General features: G+C 58.8%; 13 protein-coding genes, 1 tRNA gene and 1 pseudogene. 6 read left to right on the forward strand and 9 right to left on the reverse strand.

Going from position 1 to position 17,573, the window contains the following annotated elements; genetic code table 11:
• The first annotated feature begins 14 nt into the window (after positions 1-14).
• The 5 genes from ACLBXP_RS17570 (at position 15) to ACLBXP_RS17590 (ending at position 7,985) form a co-directional block, all read left to right on the forward strand.
• Positions 15-560: a recombinase family protein gene (locus ACLBXP_RS17570; protein WP_447669040.1), complete on the forward strand. Its 546-nt coding sequence runs from the start codon at positions 15-17 to the stop codon at positions 558-560.
• Positions 561-695: 135 nt separating this feature from the next.
• On the forward strand, positions 696-3,548 hold the full coding sequence (locus ACLBXP_RS17575; RefSeq protein WP_447669041.1) for a class I SAM-dependent DNA methyltransferase: 2,853 nt from the start codon (positions 696-698) through the stop codon (positions 3,546-3,548).
• Complete coding sequence (locus ACLBXP_RS17580; protein WP_447669042.1) at positions 3,545-4,648, forward strand: hypothetical protein; 1,104 nt, start codon at positions 3,545-3,547, stop codon at positions 4,646-4,648. Before ACLBXP_RS17575 ends, ACLBXP_RS17580 begins: the two co-directional genes overlap by 4 nt.
• A 63-nt stretch (positions 4,649-4,711) precedes the next feature.
• A complete protein-coding gene (locus ACLBXP_RS17585; protein WP_447669043.1) occupies positions 4,712-6,796 on the forward strand; it encodes a pseudomurein-binding repeat-containing protein in 2,085 nt (694 codons plus the stop codon).
• Positions 6,789-7,985: a GIY-YIG nuclease family protein gene (locus ACLBXP_RS17590; RefSeq protein ID WP_447669044.1), complete on the forward strand. Its 1,197-nt coding sequence runs from the start codon at positions 6,789-6,791 to the stop codon at positions 7,983-7,985. Before ACLBXP_RS17585 ends, ACLBXP_RS17590 begins: the two co-directional genes overlap by 8 nt.
• 636 nt (positions 7,986-8,621) lie before the next feature.
• On the opposite strand, the gene ACLBXP_RS17595 is transcribed toward ACLBXP_RS17590, so the two are convergent.
• The 5 genes from ACLBXP_RS17595 to ACLBXP_RS17615 all read right to left on the reverse strand — a co-directional run bounded on the left by ACLBXP_RS17595 (position 8,622) and on the right by ACLBXP_RS17615 (position 12,405).
• Complete coding sequence (locus tag ACLBXP_RS17595; protein WP_447669045.1) at positions 8,622-9,230, reverse strand: hypothetical protein; 609 nt, start codon at positions 9,228-9,230, stop codon at positions 8,622-8,624.
• A 639-nt stretch (positions 9,231-9,869) separates the two neighbouring features.
• Positions 9,870-10,883, reverse strand: a complete 1,014-nt coding sequence (locus tag ACLBXP_RS17600) for an FAD-binding domain-containing protein (protein ID WP_447669046.1) — start codon at positions 10,881-10,883, stop codon at positions 9,870-9,872.
• Between the two features lie 272 nt (positions 10,884-11,155).
• On the reverse strand, positions 11,156-11,338 hold the full coding sequence (locus ACLBXP_RS17605) for a DUF3606 domain-containing protein (protein ID WP_447669047.1): 183 nt from the start codon (positions 11,336-11,338) through the stop codon (positions 11,156-11,158).
• The gene (locus ACLBXP_RS17610) at positions 11,326-11,589 is read right to left on the reverse strand and encodes a hypothetical protein (protein ID WP_447669048.1); all 264 of its coding nucleotides are present in this window, start codon (positions 11,587-11,589) and stop codon (positions 11,326-11,328) included. Before ACLBXP_RS17610 ends, ACLBXP_RS17605 begins: the two co-directional genes overlap by 13 nt.
• A 141-nt stretch (positions 11,590-11,730) precedes the next feature.
• Complete coding sequence (locus ACLBXP_RS17615) at positions 11,731-12,405, reverse strand: hypothetical protein (RefSeq protein WP_447669049.1); 675 nt, start codon at positions 12,403-12,405, stop codon at positions 11,731-11,733.
• Positions 12,406-12,603: 198 nt separating this feature from the next.
• Here ACLBXP_RS17615 and ACLBXP_RS17620 point away from each other — a divergent pair.
• A pseudogene (locus ACLBXP_RS17620) lies at positions 12,604-13,259 on the forward strand (SOS response-associated peptidase).
• 333 nt (positions 13,260-13,592) lie between these two features.
• On the opposite strand, the gene ACLBXP_RS17625 reads toward ACLBXP_RS17620, so the two are convergent.
• From ACLBXP_RS17625 to ACLBXP_RS17640, 4 genes are all read right to left on the reverse strand, one after another.
• Positions 13,593-14,462 carry a hypothetical protein gene (locus ACLBXP_RS17625; protein WP_447669050.1) on the reverse strand — a complete coding sequence of 290 codons (870 nt, stop codon included), beginning with the start codon at positions 14,460-14,462 and terminating at the stop codon, positions 13,593-13,595.
• A gap of 325 nt (positions 14,463-14,787) precedes the next feature.
• Complete coding sequence (locus tag ACLBXP_RS17630) at positions 14,788-15,648, reverse strand: hypothetical protein (protein WP_447669051.1); 861 nt, start codon at positions 15,646-15,648, stop codon at positions 14,788-14,790.
• Between the two features lie 362 nt (positions 15,649-16,010).
• On the reverse strand, positions 16,011-17,042 hold the full coding sequence (locus ACLBXP_RS17635; RefSeq protein ID WP_447669052.1) for a transposase: 1,032 nt from the start codon (positions 17,040-17,042) through the stop codon (positions 16,011-16,013).
• A gap of 391 nt (positions 17,043-17,433) precedes the next feature.
• A tRNA-Glu gene (locus ACLBXP_RS17640) sits at positions 17,434-17,509 on the reverse strand.
• Between the last annotated feature and the right edge of the window lie 64 nt (positions 17,510-17,573).

Below are 17,573 nucleotides of genomic sequence, written 5' to 3' on the forward strand. Positions count from 1 at the left end.
TGAGGTGACCACCCATGGCCCGCATCGGTTACGCCCGCGTATCAACCCTCGACCAAGACCTCGACGGACAGGTCGCTCGCCTTAGTGCCGAGGGCTGCACCCTCATCCGCTCTGAAAAGGTGTCGGGCGGGTCGCGCGAGGGCCGGACCGAGCTTGCCACCGTCATCGCCTTCCTTCGGGCAGGCGATGAACTCGTAGTCGCCCGGCTCGACCGGCTCGGGCGCGACACCCGCGACGTGCTCAACATCATCCACGAGGTCGAGCAACGCGGGGCGTTCGTCACCGTGCTCGACCCACACGTTTCGACGCAAGGACCGATGGGCCACGTCATGCTGACCGTGCTTGGCATGGTGGCGCAGATGGAACGCCGGTTCATCCGTGAGCGGCAACGTGAGGGCATCGAGCAAGCGAAGGCGGCCGGCATCTACCTCGGCGGCAAGCGCCGGCTGGACCGCGAGAGGATCAGGGCGCTGCACGCTGAGGGAAATGGCCCGGCCGCCATTGCGCGCGCGGTCGGCTGCTCGCGGATGCAAGTCTACCGGGTGCTGCAGGATGGTTGATCCGGTCGCCCGCCACTTGGGGGTGGCGGTCACAAGACGCTCCCGAACTGCCCGGCGGGGTGGTACTCTCTCCAAGAGAGGGCGTCGAATGTGCTGCCCTCGCGGTTGGTTTTTTCGGCGCTGGATGGGGGTCGTGTGAACGCGGTCGAGATCGAGGAAGCCGTATCGGAGTTGGCCGACGCGCCCTTCGATCCCAATGAGTTCCCCTTCGCCTTTCTGCAAGCTTTCGGCAACAAGGAGACGACCGTGCGACGGTTGCGTGCCCGGTCGGGTAACGCTTCCGACGTGCCCGGCGGGGTGCTCCAGCGCAGCAACATCCATCTCGCAATCTGCGACGAGGGTGCGGTCGGTGAGACGCTGCGGCTCCTACGAGAGAGTCCAAAGACTGCTGCCAACAAGGCGAAATTCGTTCTCGCTACGGATGGGGCCACGGTCGAAGCGGAGGAACTGGCGACCGGCGAGGTCGTCGCCTGTGACTTCGGCCGCCTCGGCGATCATTTCGGGTTCTTCCTTCCGCTCGCCGGCATCTCAACCGTTCGGCAGATTAAGAACAATCCTATCGACGTGAAGGCAACCGGTCGCCTCAACCGGCTCTACGTTGAGTTACTGAAGGACAATCCGGACTGGGGAACGCCTGAACGACGGCACGACCTAAACCATTTTATGGCTCGGCTTATCTTCTGCTTTTTTGCAGAAGACACGGGCATTTTCCTTAAAGAGAGCCAATTTTCCGAAACTATCCGACGGATGAGCGACGCCGGTGCAGGTAACACGCATGAGGTCATTGCCGAGCTATTTCGCGCAATGGACACCCCCACAGAGTATGAGGGCAGGCCCGACGAACGATTTCGAAAAGCTGCGGGCATCAAGACGTGGGCCGACAAGTTCCCGTATGTAAACGGTAATCTTTTCGCGGGAGCGGCTGAATGTCCATTCTTTAGCCGAATCGCACGTTCCTACCTGTTACGGGCGGCGGAACTTTCTTGGCGCGACATCAATCCTGATATCTTTGGTTCTATGATACAAGCCGTGGCCGACGATGCTGAGCGCGGAGCCCTTGGCATGCATTATACGTCCGTGCCAAACATCCTGAAAGTGCTGAACCCGCTCTTCCTCGACAGCCTTCGAGCCGCCCTAGAGACAGCCGGAGACAGTGTCCGAAAGCTCCGTGCGCTTCGTCGTCGTCTCGCGGCCATTAGGGTTTTCGATCCCGCTTGCGGTTCAGGCAACTTCCTTGTGATCGCTTATAAAGAACTCCGAGCCATCGAGGCAACGATTATCGCGCGGACAGGGGATGAGGCCAGAACAGTCATTCCGCTATCAAATTTCTTCGGTATTGAGGTTAAGGATTTTGCTGCCGAGGTTGCACGACTCGCTCTACTTATAGCCGAGTTCCAGTGCGATGTACGCTTTATTGATCAAGCTACAGCGCGTTCCCTCGTCTTACCGTTGAAGCAAACCGGCCAGATTGTGAGGAGCAATGCCCTTCGGACTAACTGGTTAGAGGTTTGTCCTCCCATAGTAAATCTGAATGCTCCTAGAACTGATTTGCTTGATTTTGTTCGAAGCGAAGATGGTTTGGCTGATGGTTCGGTGAGATATGAAACCTTTATCTGCGGTAACCCGCCGTATACTGGCAGCAAATGGCAGAACGAGGATCAAAAGTTAGACCTTGAAGCCGCCTTCTGTGGTCGTTCTGAATCTTGGAAATCGCTCGATTATGTTTCCGGATGGTTTATCAAGGCTGCGGACTACAGCCTGCATACGGAGGCAACTGTCGCCTTCGTCAGCACCAACTCTCTATGTCAAGGACAGCAAGTGCCAGCGCTCTGGCCCCTCCTATTTCAAGCCGGTGTAGATATTGCGTTCGCTCATACCTCATTCATCTGGAGCAATCTTGCGAGCCGACAGGCAGCTGTAACAGTAGTCATTGTAGGATTAAAGCGGAACCCCGGTAAGTCACGTCTGCTATTTGAAAACACAGAGAGCGGACAGACGTCGGTCAGAGAAGTCGATTTCATAAACGCATACTTGATTGCTGCTGATAATGTAATTGTTGCACCAGCAAGAAAGCCCTTGACTGAACTTCCCGAGATGTTGTTTGGCAATATGCCTCGTGATGCTGGGCACCTACTCTTGACCGATGAAGAAAGGCGAGATCTGCTGCGATCTGAACCGGAAGCAGGAACATTTATCAAGCTGTTTCAAGGTTCTGAGGACTTCACCAATGGGCAATTTCGCGGCTGCATTTGGATAGAGGACAGCGACGCACAGAACGCAGTTCGTCTCAAATCTCTGCAACAGCGGATCGCATCAGTTGCCGACGCGCGCAGTCAATCCAGCGCCGCATCAACTCGCCAGTTCGCAGGCAAACCGTACCGCTTTGTTCAAATCCAAGGCGTTGCCAAATCTCATTCGATAATTGTGCCTCGGCACACTTCTGAGTCACGCGAGTATTTGCCCGTCGGCCTCAATTCTGCGGACGTCATTATAGCGGACAGTGCTCTTGCAATTTACGACTCCGAGATTTGGGCTCTCGCGATAATCGCATCTCGCATCCATCTTGTCTGGATCGCGGCGGTTTGCGGCAAAATAAAATCCGATTACCGATATGCAAACACGCTTGGTTGGAATACATTTCCGCTGCCTCGCCTAACAGAAGCGAATAAAGTAGAGCTTTCCTCCTGTGCTGATGGTATTCTGATCGCTCGAGAACGGCACTTTCCTCGAACGGTTAGCGAACTTTATGAGCCCAGCCAGATGCCGGTCGATTTGCGTGCTGCGCATGACAAAAATGACGAGACGCTTGAAAGGATCTATATAGGCCGGCGATTTCGCAACGACACGGAAAGGCTTGAAAAGCTTTTTCAGCTCTATGCAGCTATGGTGTCTGCTGATCCCAACGCTCGCGTTAGACCCGAAACGTCGAAGCGCGCCAGATCAAAACAGGCATCTTTCGAAAATGCATCCGGGGGCGGATTGGTATGATTGTGTCCCGTGCTGTCGCTCAGCCGATCCGCCGTTCAACTCTCGATGCCGTTTCATTTTTGCTGAGAGACGATTCTGTTTCGGCGATTGACGTGGCTGCGGCTTACGTGACGGTCGGCGGTGTTCACGATCTCCTTTCCACTATGAGGGAGATTTTGAAGGTGGATTGGCCGAACATCAGAAAGCGCTGGGTCGTCTCATTTGACTACTGCCGATCCGAGCCGCTCGCACTTAAAATGCTGGCTTCGGTGCCGAAGTCGAGCGTCAGAGTGCACGACGCTGTGCGAGTTTTGGATCGCGCTTGCATGCCATCCACGCCATTCCACCCGAAGACCGTACTGGTCCAGAGCGCAACGCGCAGCGCCGTTCTGGCTGGATCAGGGAACATTTCTCGTTCTGGTCTTAGCAAAGGTTATGAGGCAGGGATCCTGTTGAAAATGGATGCTCCTGTCTTAAGCGCCGACCATGCGGTCGGGGAGGCCATCGCGGAATTGCAAGGCTGGTTTGGTGAGATCTGGACAGATGCGAGTGTTTTGGACGCTACGCTTCTCGGGCGTTATACGAGGGAGTTCGAGTCAAAACCGAGATTGGCCCATCCGACCCCTACTGACGATGATCTCGCTCCTGTCGGTGGCTTCGGTCGGCTCGGTTTCAGCCGGACAGACCTGTGCAAGCTGCGAACCTGTCGCCATATGTGGATTGAAGCTGGAAATATCACTAAAAATCTTGGGCGGAGACGTTCGGGCAATCAGTTGATGATGAAGCGCTTGTCGCGCGTGTTCTTTGGTGTTCCAGCGGGCGACGTTCCGCAGAACAGCCCGTTGACGAAGATTGCGATCAATTATGGTGGCCGGGTGAAGGACGATTGCTCTTTGACTTTCAGCGACAATGGTATGGATAAGCTTACGTTGCCCATTCCGGACGCGGGCGGTCCCCCGACTTACGACCAGCAGAACTTACTCTTTAAGAGAATTGGCGCGGGTAGTTTCGAATTATTTTTGGGCACTGAGCGCGACAAAAGCAGTTGGATTGAGAGAAGTATGGCTATTCATGCGTCTTATACGATGCCGCCCGACGGGAGGCAGTTCGGTGTCTTTTAAGCTGTTAGCAATTCTCGAACGGACGAAACTTGGTGCAAGCTGGTTGGCGGAGTAACGGTGCGGATGACAGCGAGCCCACACCTTCCTTCCGTCGCGCTCCGCACTGCCCGCACGGGCGCGTCCACCAAGGCGGACGAGCTTGGCATGAGGCCGATGCAGCGGCTCGCCTATGCGAAGCGTGGCGAGCCCTACCTGCTTATCAAGTCGCCCCCCGCCTCCGGGAAGTCGCGAGCGCTCATGTTCGTCGCCCTCGACAAGTTGCATCGGCAGGGCATCAGGAAAGCGCTCATCGTGGTGCCGGAACGCTCCATCGGCGGCTCCTTCGCCGACGAGCGCCTGACCGAAGGTGGCTTCTGGATGGACTGGCGGGTCGAGCCGCGCTGGAACCTCTGCAACGCGCCCGGCATCGACGAGGCGCGGGTTGCGCGCTCCAAGGTCAGGGCGGTCGGCGAGTTCCTCGCGAGCCCCGACCGGGTGCTCGTCTGCACCCACGCTACCTTCCGCTTCGCCTTCGAGGAACTGGGCGTCGAAGCCTTCGACGAGTGCCTCGTGGCGGTGGACGAGTTCCACCACGTCTCGGCCAACCCGGACAACCGGCTTGGCGCGCAGCTTGGCCAATTGATCGCGCGCGGGCGTGCCCACATCGTCGCGATGACGGGCTCCTATTTCCGGGGCGACGCTGCTCCTGTACTGTCTCCTGAGGACGAGGCCAAATTCGAGACCGTCACCTACACCTACTACGAGCAACTGAACGGCTACGAGCACCTGAAGTCGCTCGACATCGGCTACTTCTTCTACACCTCGGGTGGACGTCGGGGCTATCTCGACGCCATCGCCAAGGTGCTCGACCCCGACCTCAAGACCATCGTTCACATCCCGAGCGTCAACGCCCGCGAGAGCCTCAAGGACAAGGTGCGCGAGGCGAACGAGGTCATGGATGTGCTCGGGTCATGGGAGAGTGAGGACCCTGCCACAGGCTTTCATCACGTCCGCCGGCCTGATGGCCGCGTGTTGAAGGTCGCCGATCTCGTTGACGACGATCCCACGCGTCGGGACAGGGTCGTCTATGCGCTGAAGAACCCGGCGCAACGGGGCAACCGCGACCATGTGGACGTCATCATCGCCCTCGGCATGGCCAAGGAGGGCTTCGACTGGATCTGGTGCGAGCACGCCCTGACCGTTGGCTACCGGTCGAGCCTGACCGAGATCATCCAGATCATCGGCCGCGCCACCCGCGACGCACCCGGCAAGGCCACCGCCCGGTTCACCAATCTCATCGCCGAGCCGGACGCCAGCAACGAGGCCGTGCAGGAGGCCGTCAACGACACGCTTAAGGCCATCGCCGCCAGCCTCCTCATGGAGCAGGTGCTCGCGCCGCGCTTCAACTTCACGCCCAAGAGCGCGGGGCCGAAGGCGGGGTTCGACTATGGTCCGGGTGGGTATGATGCGAACGGCGTCAACGTCGGCTTCAGCGAGGCGACGGGTCAGCTCCATCTTGAGGTGAACGGCCTTGTCGAGCCACAGAGCACCGAGGCGCGCCGCATCTGTCAGGAGGACATCAACGAGGTCATCACCGCCTTCGTGCAGGATCGCTCCGTCGTCGAGCGCGGCATGTTCGACGAGGAGACCGTGCCGGAGGAGCTGACGCAGCTCCGCATGGGGAAGATCGTGCGGGACCGCTATCCCGAGCTCTCGGCCGAGGATCAGGAGGCTGTTCGTCAGCACGCCGTCGCCGCCCTTTCGCTGACCCAGAAGGCGAAGGTGCTGGCGGCCTCGGGCGGAGGCAGCGAGGATGACGGTGAGCCGGGCGGCAACCGGGCGCTGATCGACGGCGTGCGCCGCTACGCCATGGACGTGCGCGGTCTCGACATCGACCTGATCGACCGCATCAACCCCTTCGAGACCGCCTATGCGATCCTCGCCAAGTCGATGAGCGAGGGCAGCCTGAAGCAAGTCAAGGCCGCCATCGAGGCCAGGCGTAGCACGCTCACTCTTGAGGAGGCGCGCGAGCTTGCCAAGCGAGCGCTCCGGTTCAAGCGCGAGCACGGCCGCCTGCCTGAGATCACCGCGACCGATGCGTGGGAAAAGCGGATGGCCGAGGGTGTTGCCTTCCTCGCCCGCGCGCAGGCCGAGGTCGCCCGTGGCTAAGAACCTCGATCAGGACCTCACCGATCAGGAACTTCTCGACGCACTCGGGGTCAGCGCGATAGCGCGGCCGGCAACCGCGCGCTCGCCGGTCGAGGAACGGGTGATCACCGGCTTCGAGGACATCCTGCGTTTTACGGCCGAGCACGGCCGACCTCCCCAGCACGGTGAAAGCCGCGACATCTTCGAGCGCCTGTACGCGGTGCGTCTCGACCAGCTCCGGGAGCAACCGCAGTTCCACACCCTACTCGCACCGCTCGATACGGCGAGGCTGTTGCATACCGGGAGTGCGACGGCGGTCGCCGACGATCTTGATGACGAGGCGCTCCTGGCGGAACTCGGCGTCGCGGCGTCCGACACGGACGACATCACGACCCTGCGCCACGTCCGCTCGCAGGCCGAGGTGCAGGCGGCCGAGGAGATCGCGACCCGCATTCCCTGCGCCGACTTCGAGGTCTTCGAGCCCCTGTTCGCCAGGGTGCAGCGAGACCTCGACGCCGGGGTACGCCGCACCCGGCCCTTTGAGCGGAAGGCCGAGATCGAGCAAGGGCGCTTCTTCATCCTTGGTGGCCAGAAAGCATACATCGCCGAGAAGGGCGAGCCGTTCGTGCAAAGCTACGGCGACCTCGACAGCCGCCTGCGCGTGATCTTCGACAATGGCACCGAGAGCGACATGCTGATGCGCTCGCTGCAACGGGCGCTGACGAAGGACGAGGCCGGCCGGCGTATTACCGAGCCTAACGCCGGCCCGCTCTTTGCTGATACCATGGACGAGGGCGACATCGAGAGCGGCACCATCTACGTGTTGCGCAGCCAGTCGGAGCACCCGCAGATCGCGGCACACCGCGAGGTCATCCACAAGATCGGCGTCACTGGCGGGACCGTCGAGGCGCGCGTCGCCAACGCGGCGAGTGACCCGACCTACCTGTTCGCCCCGGTCGAGATCGTGACCACTTACAAGCTTGCCGGCGTGAACCGAGCCAAGCTGGAGCGCCTCCTGCATCGGACGTTCGAGGCGGCGCGCCTCGACCTTACTTTGCCCGACCGCTTCGGTCGTCCGTTCCGGCCGCAGGAGTGGTTCATCGTGCCCTTTCCCGTCATCGACGAGGCGATCCGGCGGTTGATGGATGGATCGCTGCCGGAATTTCAATTCGACAGGGCGACCGCGTCGCTTCGGCAAATGCGGAGCTAACGGAACACGCGGCGTGAGGGAGAATGGTTCGGAGGACGTCCGTGCACCCCGTGCGCCGCGCCTTCCCAGCCACCGCTCTCGCGGCCCTCGGCCGCGGGTTCACACGTTGGCTGGTCAGCCGACGCTCAGCGGCCTTGGCAAATCTTGGCGCTGCGGTGCTCCACGCAGAAGACATCGTCGAAACCGGCGCTGGAGCCGAAGCCGACGATCTCCGGCTTCGGCTTACCCATGCAAGAGTCGGTCAGGCGAGCGATAGCGGCCGTGTTTGAGGATTCGTCGCTCTCCTGCATCCCCCAAATGTAGAGCGCTGTGGATGTCCGGTGATGCGTCCTGGGGCCGTTCCAAGAGGCCGTACCGCCGGCCGTGCAGCGCTACCCGCCGTGTCGAGCAATCGGCAGCTACCATCAGCTTCACCATCAGCTATAAGCGCCGCGCCGACTCCCCCTCGCCTTCATCAGTTTCGCCTGCACTCTCGTCTGCCAAGCTCAGTTAAAACGGTCTTGTCCCTGACACTGAAGGGGACCGAACAGCTTTGCCGGGTTGTGGCTGCAATGGGTGGAATGCTGTCTAATTGCTTCTGTTAGCGGGATGTTGTGACACAGGAATTAGCCATGACTATGCAAAGGCAATTGCATCCTATGGTATTTTTGGTACCTGATCCCTGACCTGACCAACAAGTGTCCGGGCATCATTCAGCAGATTTATAGTTCGAGGTCCGTTTTCTGGAGTTTGTCCATGCTTGCCGCCGGGGCATGACTCTGGAATACTGTTCGCTGCGTTGGTTATGTTTACTTCAATCTTGGCAAGATTTTCTCTGATGGCCTTGGCATCTATGGGTGTGCTATGATTGGCAACTAGCCAAGATGCCATGGCTGCGATTAACGCGGTGATTATAGGTACGATGACTGCAAAATTTTTCCACCAGGTCTCGCTCTCTTTTGCCTTTTCTTTATCGTCCTCAAGTTTTGTCAGCTTTCCTGCATTTACTACAACTTGTGCAGCAATGTGTTCTGGTGGCTCTCCATCAGCAACCCACCGAATATAAGACTGATTCTCGATTACGCGATATTTTTCTTTATCGATACGAGAACCCCTAGAGTAAACATCTTGCACTATTGATCCGGGCAGATCTAATGCTGGACAACGCCATGATCGAATCGTTGAATCGAATTCGTTATCAGTAAGCTTAACAAAAAAGCTTACGGGTTCTAAATCCTGGTTTCCCGAGTTTGGTGAAGTGGTCAAGGACGCACCTCTGCGTTCGTCGTGAAGATCACATACCTTGGCTGTTTCGCGGGGTTGGATCAAGAGCTCTTTGCTTTCGCAAGCAGGCAAAACTTGCATCCTAACCGGAGTCATACATAAAAAATCTTCGCCAATTTAGACGAGTTATTTTTGAAGTATAATTGTTGAGATTAGATCGGTTATCGGAGTTTTAGGCGCCCCTGAAGGCTTCGGATGTAACATTTGATGCAATCGATTACTATAATGCAATTGTGGGCAAAGAGGCGCTTGATGCCTTTCTAGCGAAGCGACGCTCACATTTCTGTGTCAGCATACCGCTGCATTGTTTATCAACATCTATGCCGACGAGATGCGCCAAGCGAACTGCCGTTTTTTGGTACGGTTTGAGTGAGGCTCTGAAGCAGTGGTTGAATCGAGTTGAGTCTCTCAGCTATGTTTCTCCTCGTGCAAGATGTTCAGGTGAATTCTCTCTCCCGTTCATGCTGGCTAAGATGGATGTGACTGCCGCATTCACTGTTTAATTCTGCCTGAGAAGAAATGTTACGGGTCGGAGCGCAAGCAGAAATCATGGTGCTAAGTTGTCCTTACAACTTGTATGGTAAGAATAAATCAGATACGACCCACTAGTGAACAATGCATTCATCGCCGAATTTGCCGTTGAGCGAGTGGGCTTAGATTGCCACAAGCACCCAGCACCATCGGAATGGCCGCGCGCAGCCGGGAATACCCACGGGTCGAGCGCGGCCATGCGACCTCGTCCCAGGTGCGTCGCACGCGCACGCATCCCTCGGGCAACGCACTGGCCGACGGACCGACTGGCGCCCATGCCGTGACAATCGGCAGCCCCCCATCCCAAGCGTCCTCGACCCGGGCAGCCGGGCAACCGAAGTGTGCCTCTGCCCTCGCAAGCGCATCGTCCATCGCGACCCGATCCGCCCGCCGCACCAAATCTGAGGCGTCTTCTGCATGGGCGAGGAAGCCCGCTACCCGGCGCACGGTCGCCGTTCCGAGCGGCAGGCTTTCGGGTTGCAGGTCGTCGAGGTGGAGCAGCAACGCGACATCGCCAGCGGGTGCAACATCGGCCGGCGGTAGCGCGACCTCGCGCGGAGGCATCGGCTCGTCGAGTGCGTCCGGGTACTCGTCAAGTCCCCTTGGGTCGTAGCGGCCGTCGGTGTATCGCCTGATGTTCTCGGCGCGAGCCACGTAGTGCTTGCCCCGCGTATGCAGGCCCGCCACCCAGCGCCAGGACAACGTGTTGCTAGCCGGGTCGCCATCGACAAGATGGCGCAGGAAGAACTCCGCGCCGAGCGACCAGGGCAGGCGCAGGGTGAAAATCCAGATCGAGGCGAACCACATCCGCGCGTGGTTGTGCAGCCAGCCCACCCCCACGAGTTCGCGCCCCCAGTCGTCAAAACCGTCGATGCCGGTACGCGCCTCAACCGCCCGCTCGTAGGTCCGGCGCAGCCCTGGCTCAGAGGCGACCCGCTCCCGATCCGCGGCGGCCAGCGCGAGGTAGTCCGTCCAGGCGGCGGGGTGGGTCTCAAGATGGCCCTTAAAGTAGGTCCGCCAAAACACCTCCGAGACGAACTTCTCCGCACCGCCGTCGCCGAACGCAGCGTCGGCAGCAGCAGCTACCTCCGCCTCAGTGATCAAGCGACGGCGCAAGTATGGCGACAGCGCCGAGGTAGTTGCTTCGACGTTGGGACCCCGGTCAGTGTTGCGAGCTCCGGCGTAGTCAGCACCCGCACCTGCGAGGAAGTGCGTGAGCCGCGCGAGACCAGCCGCGCGGGTCATAGGAGAGGTTCGGTTCATACCCGATCAAGGTGGAGCACGAGGGTGACCGGAACATGCGACCAATGCTGCCGAGACCCTCGGACGCGAGCAGGCGCCTTCCAAGTTCGGCTTGGGCGGTCCTCAGCCGGCCATCACCGCTTCTTCCCGAGTTCCGTAGCGATGTCTTTGATCATCAGCCCCGCCTTGCGGTGCGCTGTCACTAACTGATCACGGGTGACGCCCCAGCGCTTCATCCAGTACTCGACCGCCTTGCGCTCCGACAGATCGAGACGATCTTTGTCGATGAAGCCACGCTTGTCCTTCAGCCCAGCCATTGGCCCTGTTCCTCAGACGCATCAGCACCGTGTCGGCCACCCGCGCTAGATGGCTGCCCGGAGCGAAAGAGCGGGTACACGGCCAAGGCCAGCGCCACCACCCAGCCGACGATGCTCGAGTTGAACGCCAGGATGAGCCAACGGTTCGGGTCGCGCCGCCGAAAGGCGACAAACGACGGCAGCGCGAAGACTGTCAGCGCGAACAGGTACGCGCATATGACAGCTAGGATGAGGTCGATCCCAATGATCATATGCAGGCCTCTGCTGCGCCCGTGAACATCGAACCAGAGCCGACAGGACGTCGGACAGGGATCAGCAGGAGGTCCGCCCAGGCCTAAGCCCGGGCAGGTAGTGGATTTCCTTAGCAAAACCCCGCCGCTCACGTCCCCTACCTAGCCCACCGTCCCGGGATGCAGCAGCGCAAGTTGGTGGCGGTGGCGTGAGATGTTGCCGTCGAGGGGGAAATCGCGCCACCGCAACTCAAAGTAGTCGTCCGCTTTTGTGTAAACTACCACGGCTTCGAACCAGCCCTCTTGCGGGCCCCCAGTGGTGGCGAGGACGAGCGAGCCAATTCCGATGTCGGGCCAGTCGAAGGGCGGCTTGGCAGCCCCGCCAGCGCCTCCGGGCGTATCGCCCCGGGCCGACCCCGCCTTTTCCCCCAGATCCCCGCCAGCGGGCTTGCTAGCGCCCCTGAAAGGCATTGGCGCATCGGGCAACCCTGCCGCCGCGAGCAACTGGCTGAAAGTTTGTGCCGAGATGAAGGGTACGAAGGCCCGACCCGACGCCGGAAACAGCCGACCGGCCGGCAGGCGCTCAGCCAGATTTTTCAGTGCGGGCGTTTCAGCGACAATGAAAGAGAAGCCCATGAGGCCTGCCGCGTTCGCGACCGCCGCTGTTTCGTGATCAACGAAACGTGAGGCGTGGGGCCGCCCACGTTCATCGCGCCCTAGCAAAATCAGCGGCAGGGGCGACGACGGCGAAGAGCCTCCCCCTTGGGACAGCGTGAGCGGCAGCGCGATGCTGCCGGGCACTGCCACTGAGGCCGTCACCGTATCTAAGATTTGCATTACCCAGGCTCCTGAAATGAAGAGGGCGGCCCTCGGGTAGCCCTGTGATGAGTGAGCGCCGCGTAGCGCGGCGAGCACCGATGTATAAGATTTAAATCCTATTTTGTCAAACTTGGCACGTGGATCGTATCGAACTTACGGCGCTTCCGACGGCCTCGCGAGCTTGAACGGGGGCCGATACGCGGCGACGATGGCGCGATGTGCAATCTCTACAGCCTCGGTCGGCAGGGGCCTGACGCCCTCCGGGCGTTCTTCCAAGCGACTCGCGACGAGACGGGCAACATGCCCGAGCTACCGGCGATCTTCCCGAACACCGCCGCACCGGTCATCCGCCTCCTCGAGGCCGAGCGAACGCTGTCGATGATGCGCTGGGGCCTGCCGTCTCCGACCTTCGCGTTGGAGGCCGCAAGGTCGATCCGGGGGTGACGAACGTGAGGAACGTGAAGTCCCCGCGTTGGCGGCGCTGGCTCAAACCCGAACACCGCTGCCTTGTGCCCTTCACCTCGTTCTCGGAGAACATGAAGGACGCGAGCGGCAAAGCGGTGCCGGTGTGGTTCGCCTTCAGCCAAGAACGACCGCTGGCCTGTTTCGCCGGGCTGAAGGTCGAGGAGTGGACGTCGGTCCGCAAGGTCAAGGATGGCGAGACGACCGACGACCTCTACGGTTTTCTGACGACTGAGCCGAACGCTGAGGTTGGCGCGGTCCATCAGAAGGCAATGCCAGTGATCCTCACTACCGACGAAGAGCGCGAGGTGTGGCTGCGCGCGCCGTGGGCCGAGGCGGCAGCGCTGCAACGGCCCCTTCAGGATGGCGCACTCGCAGTCGTCGGGCAGGGCGAGCGACGCGATATGTAAGGGAAACTGCCGGCAGCCAGTGAGGTCTTCACCGCCTGACTTGTCGCGTTTTGCCTTCAATCCAGGCGATGTTCGCTTCGGCGAACTCGCTGTAATTGTTCTCCAACATCATGTGCTTGTTGCCGTGGATGCGTTTCTCGACAAGCTTCAGCCGATCAGGCTTGTCTCCGGCCTAGGCGAGGATCTGCGCCGTCTTCCCCAAGCCTAACGCGGTGAAGAGAGACCGCACGGCCTTTGAGCACGCTGACCGCAGCAGCGGAGATCGCACCTGCGGCAGCGAGTCCGTCGTTTTGCACGCCCGAATTTTCGCGTGACGCGAAAATGGCGGCCGGCCTACGCTCGCTGCATCCAAGGCTGCCGAGCTTTCCACGACCGAAATGGTGCAAGAGCCTCTGCTCTAATGGCATTGACAAGGGTGGTGCCCTCGCGGCTGCCGAACATGAGGTGATCAAGCGTTCTATGACCCATCACGTCCAAGAGCCGGATCCGATCACCAGTTTGCAGCCAATCCTTGTTGACGTGCAAACCGGGCTGTCGGGTTTTGCCGGTCTCTCGATCTTTCCAGGGTTTAGAAAAATATCCTACACGGTAAATCTTCTGCGGCGCCTTGAGCATGTAGACCAGCTTCTGCGGGACATTGTGCAGCGAAATTCGATCTACGTGTGCTGCTGGTACATTCTCCAACATACTGCGATGGCGCTTACGCAGCGGTGCAAGCTGTCGCGAGACTTCACGCGGTGCGATGCCCCACACGATCAGGTGACAGTGCCACGATATCCAATCTCGGCATGAAGGTCCGTCGGGCCCCCACCGTCGGAAGAGGGCAGCCTCAACCATCCCGATAAAGGGTGTATCGCCCAGCGCTTGGCGCGCGATCTGCTGGAGGACGAAAACATCGAATTCCGCTGCTGGGCCACCGCGCCGTGCGCGAGCGTTGGACATGAGAACAATCGGTAGCCGAGCCCTGCGGTCTCCGACCGGAAACGCTGAAACCGAAGGCGTGATGGTCACAAAGCAGAGTGGCCCGGCACCGATGGCGGGGTCCGCCAGGATATGCTCGAGGGCTATCTCGGCAAAGGCAATACGGGCGGTGGCATTGTTCGCTGGCAACTCGAACGCTCTACTCGGCTGCAAGGTGTACAGGATCTCAGGGTGGACAGTTGCCGCATGGTTTGGCCGGGGCGCAATGATGTAGTTGATCATCTTGATGTCGGCCCAAGAGTGCACATCAATGTAGGTGCGCAAATTAACGATTTCAGGCGGTTTGGCGCTGCCCGGCCAAGGGTGGGGGGGTCGATAATCGAGTTCTTGCTGGGGGCCTAACAACTGGGGTCGAGGCGGCCTCAGGCGGCTGATTCCGGGCATGGTTCGATGCTTTCGGTGTGAGGGTGTGTGTTATACGGTTGCCTGAACGCACACGCAGAGATCCCGTGAAAGATGTCACGGTTGGTCCGTTAATAGCGTAGGCTGGTTTATTTGGGTAAGGGGGCGACACCGAAGTCTGTGTTGCCCTGATTTTATTGTACGGCTACTTTTTACTAGCGCGTACCGCGTGCCAGATGCAGACAGTGCGCTGTCCTGAAGACGATTCGGTAATGGTCAGGTGAGCCCTGACGTGACAGCCTGCGGGCAAATCCGGGAAAAGACAGCCACCTCTCTCGAAGGTCGCTGCAAGCAGCAATGGTTCTGCGGCACGGGTTGTAGGCTGCCGCGTGCTCGGAGTTTCCTCTTCGACCACCTTACCAAGGGGCTCATCGGTAGAGGACTTCGCTCCCTGTACGTGTGTTTGCGCATCCGATGTTTGTTCCCAAGAGGTAGTTGGTGTACTTGGGGTGATCGTTGTGACCGGCTTTACGCGGGGGAACCGTAGGCTTCTGTTTGCCAACGCTTGGTATCCGCCACCTTCGGTAATCAAGCGAGGATAGTCCTCGGCCTTCACCTCGCGCTCAAACATCTGATAGGTAGCTCGAAAGTAGAAGCTTGCCTTCTTCGCATCAGCGTGGGCCTTTTTGAGCACGAACTTTAGAGCTTGCGTCGCATTTGGCGCGTGTTGCTGCCAGAATACAGCCCACTCGTCAGAGTGGTAGCGCGGGTTGTGAGGGTCATCCCCGGCAAGAAAACGCGCTATCTCCACGCAGTTCATGACTTCTTGGTCGATTGCATCGCGATGCGTTCGATCCGCTTGTGCGAACCGGGTCATGATCTCGCGAAGTACCAACCGCAGCCGTCCCCGCTGATGCAGACCTTCCAAGTTAAGGGGGGCCGGTGTGCGGACCTTGGTGCTCGGACGGGTTGCAGGGGTGTGGCTATGCGCAATCCTCACAGCGCGGTTCCGGTAGATGGGCTCGAGATCCAATCTCACCCTCTTTTTCAGGCGTTGCTTGGCCATCAGACAGCTCCGTTCTGCATGAAGGCTCGGATATCTTCGCAACGCCAAGCTGTAATTCGCGGACCAAGCTTCACTGGCTGCGGGTAGCGATTGGCACGAACACCCTCCCACCAGGACGACTTGCTGATTGGCAAAGGTCCGCCGGGATGAATGATCTGCTTGAGACGGAGATACCCACCTTCACGTAGTACAAAGGGCGCAGTTGAATCTACTAGAAGCTTTTTGGTCATCGATCTAATCCGTTCAAACCTCATCAGCGCTGCTTGCGTTGACCGGATTAGAATGACCGCGCTACCAAAATTCGACCACACGACAAACTTGCTGCCCCAGGAAAAGAACAAGTTTATCAGTGCTTTAGCTCGTCAAAAGAGGCCCCCTATTTTCGCTTGCAGCTTGGAGCTAGGTTGGGGATTCTCCACTGGCAACGGGTCTATCCACTTGGGGAGTGTCGGGAACGCTATGAGACGTACGGCGCGTGGATCGAGCACGCATGTCAACCGTTCAGTTACCCATTTTACGCGCCCAAAGTACTCCGGCAGACTGCCCGCCATATGAAGAATTTCATCTACACTCTGCGCAAAATCTTGATCTTGGGGGTTTAATGACCAATCAAAGTGAGAGTGGTATTGTTCTACATATAGGTATGGAAAAGAGGCGGCGCGAGTGCGCCAATATTTCTCGAACGTACGAGGTGACATAGTCCAGTTTTTACCAAAAGCACCTTCATGAACTAGGTACTGAAGTTTTTGCAGATTCGGACGATGTTGCTTTCCTGCGATAATAATTTTGTCACTAATAAGATAATTCACAATCTCTGCGAAAAATTGTCGGTCGTCATAGCGACTTGCTTTATCCGAGACAACTTCAAAATCAGGATTGAGGGCGGATTGTGGCGAGCTAAATCTGATTATAGTACTCAATGTAAGATATCTGAAAAGCAGCGAAGCATCCTGGCGGTCTATATCGTCAATGTTATTATAACATTGTTTTTGCTTGAGATAAGACGCCGTGCAGTTGATGAGTGCCGCAAGGTAATATTCGGGTTCATCAGGCCAGCGTATCCACGTTAGGAACTGAAACAATGCGTCTCTTACGATGCGCGGTTCAGATGAGGACGCTTGGCAGAGAATGTGTACAGCTTGATCAATCTGATACAAGCCTTCGATGGCTTCGGTGTTCAATTTGTGCTGTATCTGGTCTTGCTGTCGCCACCATCTGTAAATTGAGGCGGCGGAAACACCGATCTTCTCCGCTATCTCGGACGTACTTAAGCCATCAACGTAGCCACTTCGTATAAGATTAAGATAATCGGCTTTCTGCTCGGAAGTTGGGCGTGCTCCTGGCCGGCGCCGCTTCAGCCTCTGCACAGATTGCATTTTGCTGACTTTGGACACATCGATCCAATCTGCGGGCCATGCTTCAGCCTGCCTGGGTAAAATCGCTCGCCCATGGGTCCATCATTTTACGCCGTTTGGCGAGTAGGTCGTCGCTCCGGCAGGCAGCTTCGACCCGTTTCTTCACCACGTGCGCCAGTGCCATCTTGGCGACCTCGTTCGGGTGAGGCGCCACTCTGCTTGTCCGGTCGCGAGATGAGGAATGGCCTGATTCGAGATCACTGTGTGACTGACGGGCGTCGGCAATCGCAGCCCTCGCGCTCAAACTCGCCTCGCGCGCGTGAGGCTTTCGGCCGGATTAATCCGGTACGGTCCGCGTTGGTCCGGCCTCATTGGCTGGACACAAACTGGACTTAGGCACCGGTCGGTTCAGCTAAGTGCTTGATTTTGCTGGCGCGCCCTACGGGAATCGAACCCGTGTTTTCGCCGTGAAAGGGCGACGTCCTGGACCGCTAGACGAAGGGCGCTGGCCTCGGGCCGGGGGTTCTATAATCGGCTTGGCCCGGCGGGGCAACGCCTCGTGCGGCTTGA

Source organism: Methylobacterium sp. A54F, assembly GCF_053346035.1.

Coding starts and splice junctions, on each gene's coding strand:
- ACLBXP_RS17570 (WP_447669040.1), top strand. CDS start 15: ATGGCCCGCATCGGTTACGCCCGCGTATCAACCCTCGACCAAGACCTC.
- ACLBXP_RS17580 (WP_447669042.1), top strand. CDS start 3,545: ATGATTGTGTCCCGTGCTGTCGCTCAGCCGATCCGCCGTTCAACTCTC.
- ACLBXP_RS17585 (WP_447669043.1), top strand. CDS start 4,712: ATGACAGCGAGCCCACACCTTCCTTCCGTCGCGCTCCGCACTGCCCGC.
- ACLBXP_RS17605 (WP_447669047.1), bottom strand. CDS start 11,338: ATGGCTGGGCTGAAGGACAAGCGTGGCTTCATCGACAAAGATCGTCTC.
- ACLBXP_RS17610 (WP_447669048.1), bottom strand. CDS start 11,589: ATGATCATTGGGATCGACCTCATCCTAGCTGTCATATGCGCGTACCTG.
- ACLBXP_RS17615 (WP_447669049.1), bottom strand. CDS start 12,405: ATGCAAATCTTAGATACGGTGACGGCCTCAGTGGCAGTGCCCGGCAGC.
- ACLBXP_RS17625 (WP_447669050.1), bottom strand. CDS start 14,462: ATGATCAACTACATCATTGCGCCCCGGCCAAACCATGCGGCAACTGTC.
- ACLBXP_RS17630 (WP_447669051.1), bottom strand. CDS start 15,648: ATGGCCAAGCAACGCCTGAAAAAGAGGGTGAGATTGGATCTCGAGCCC.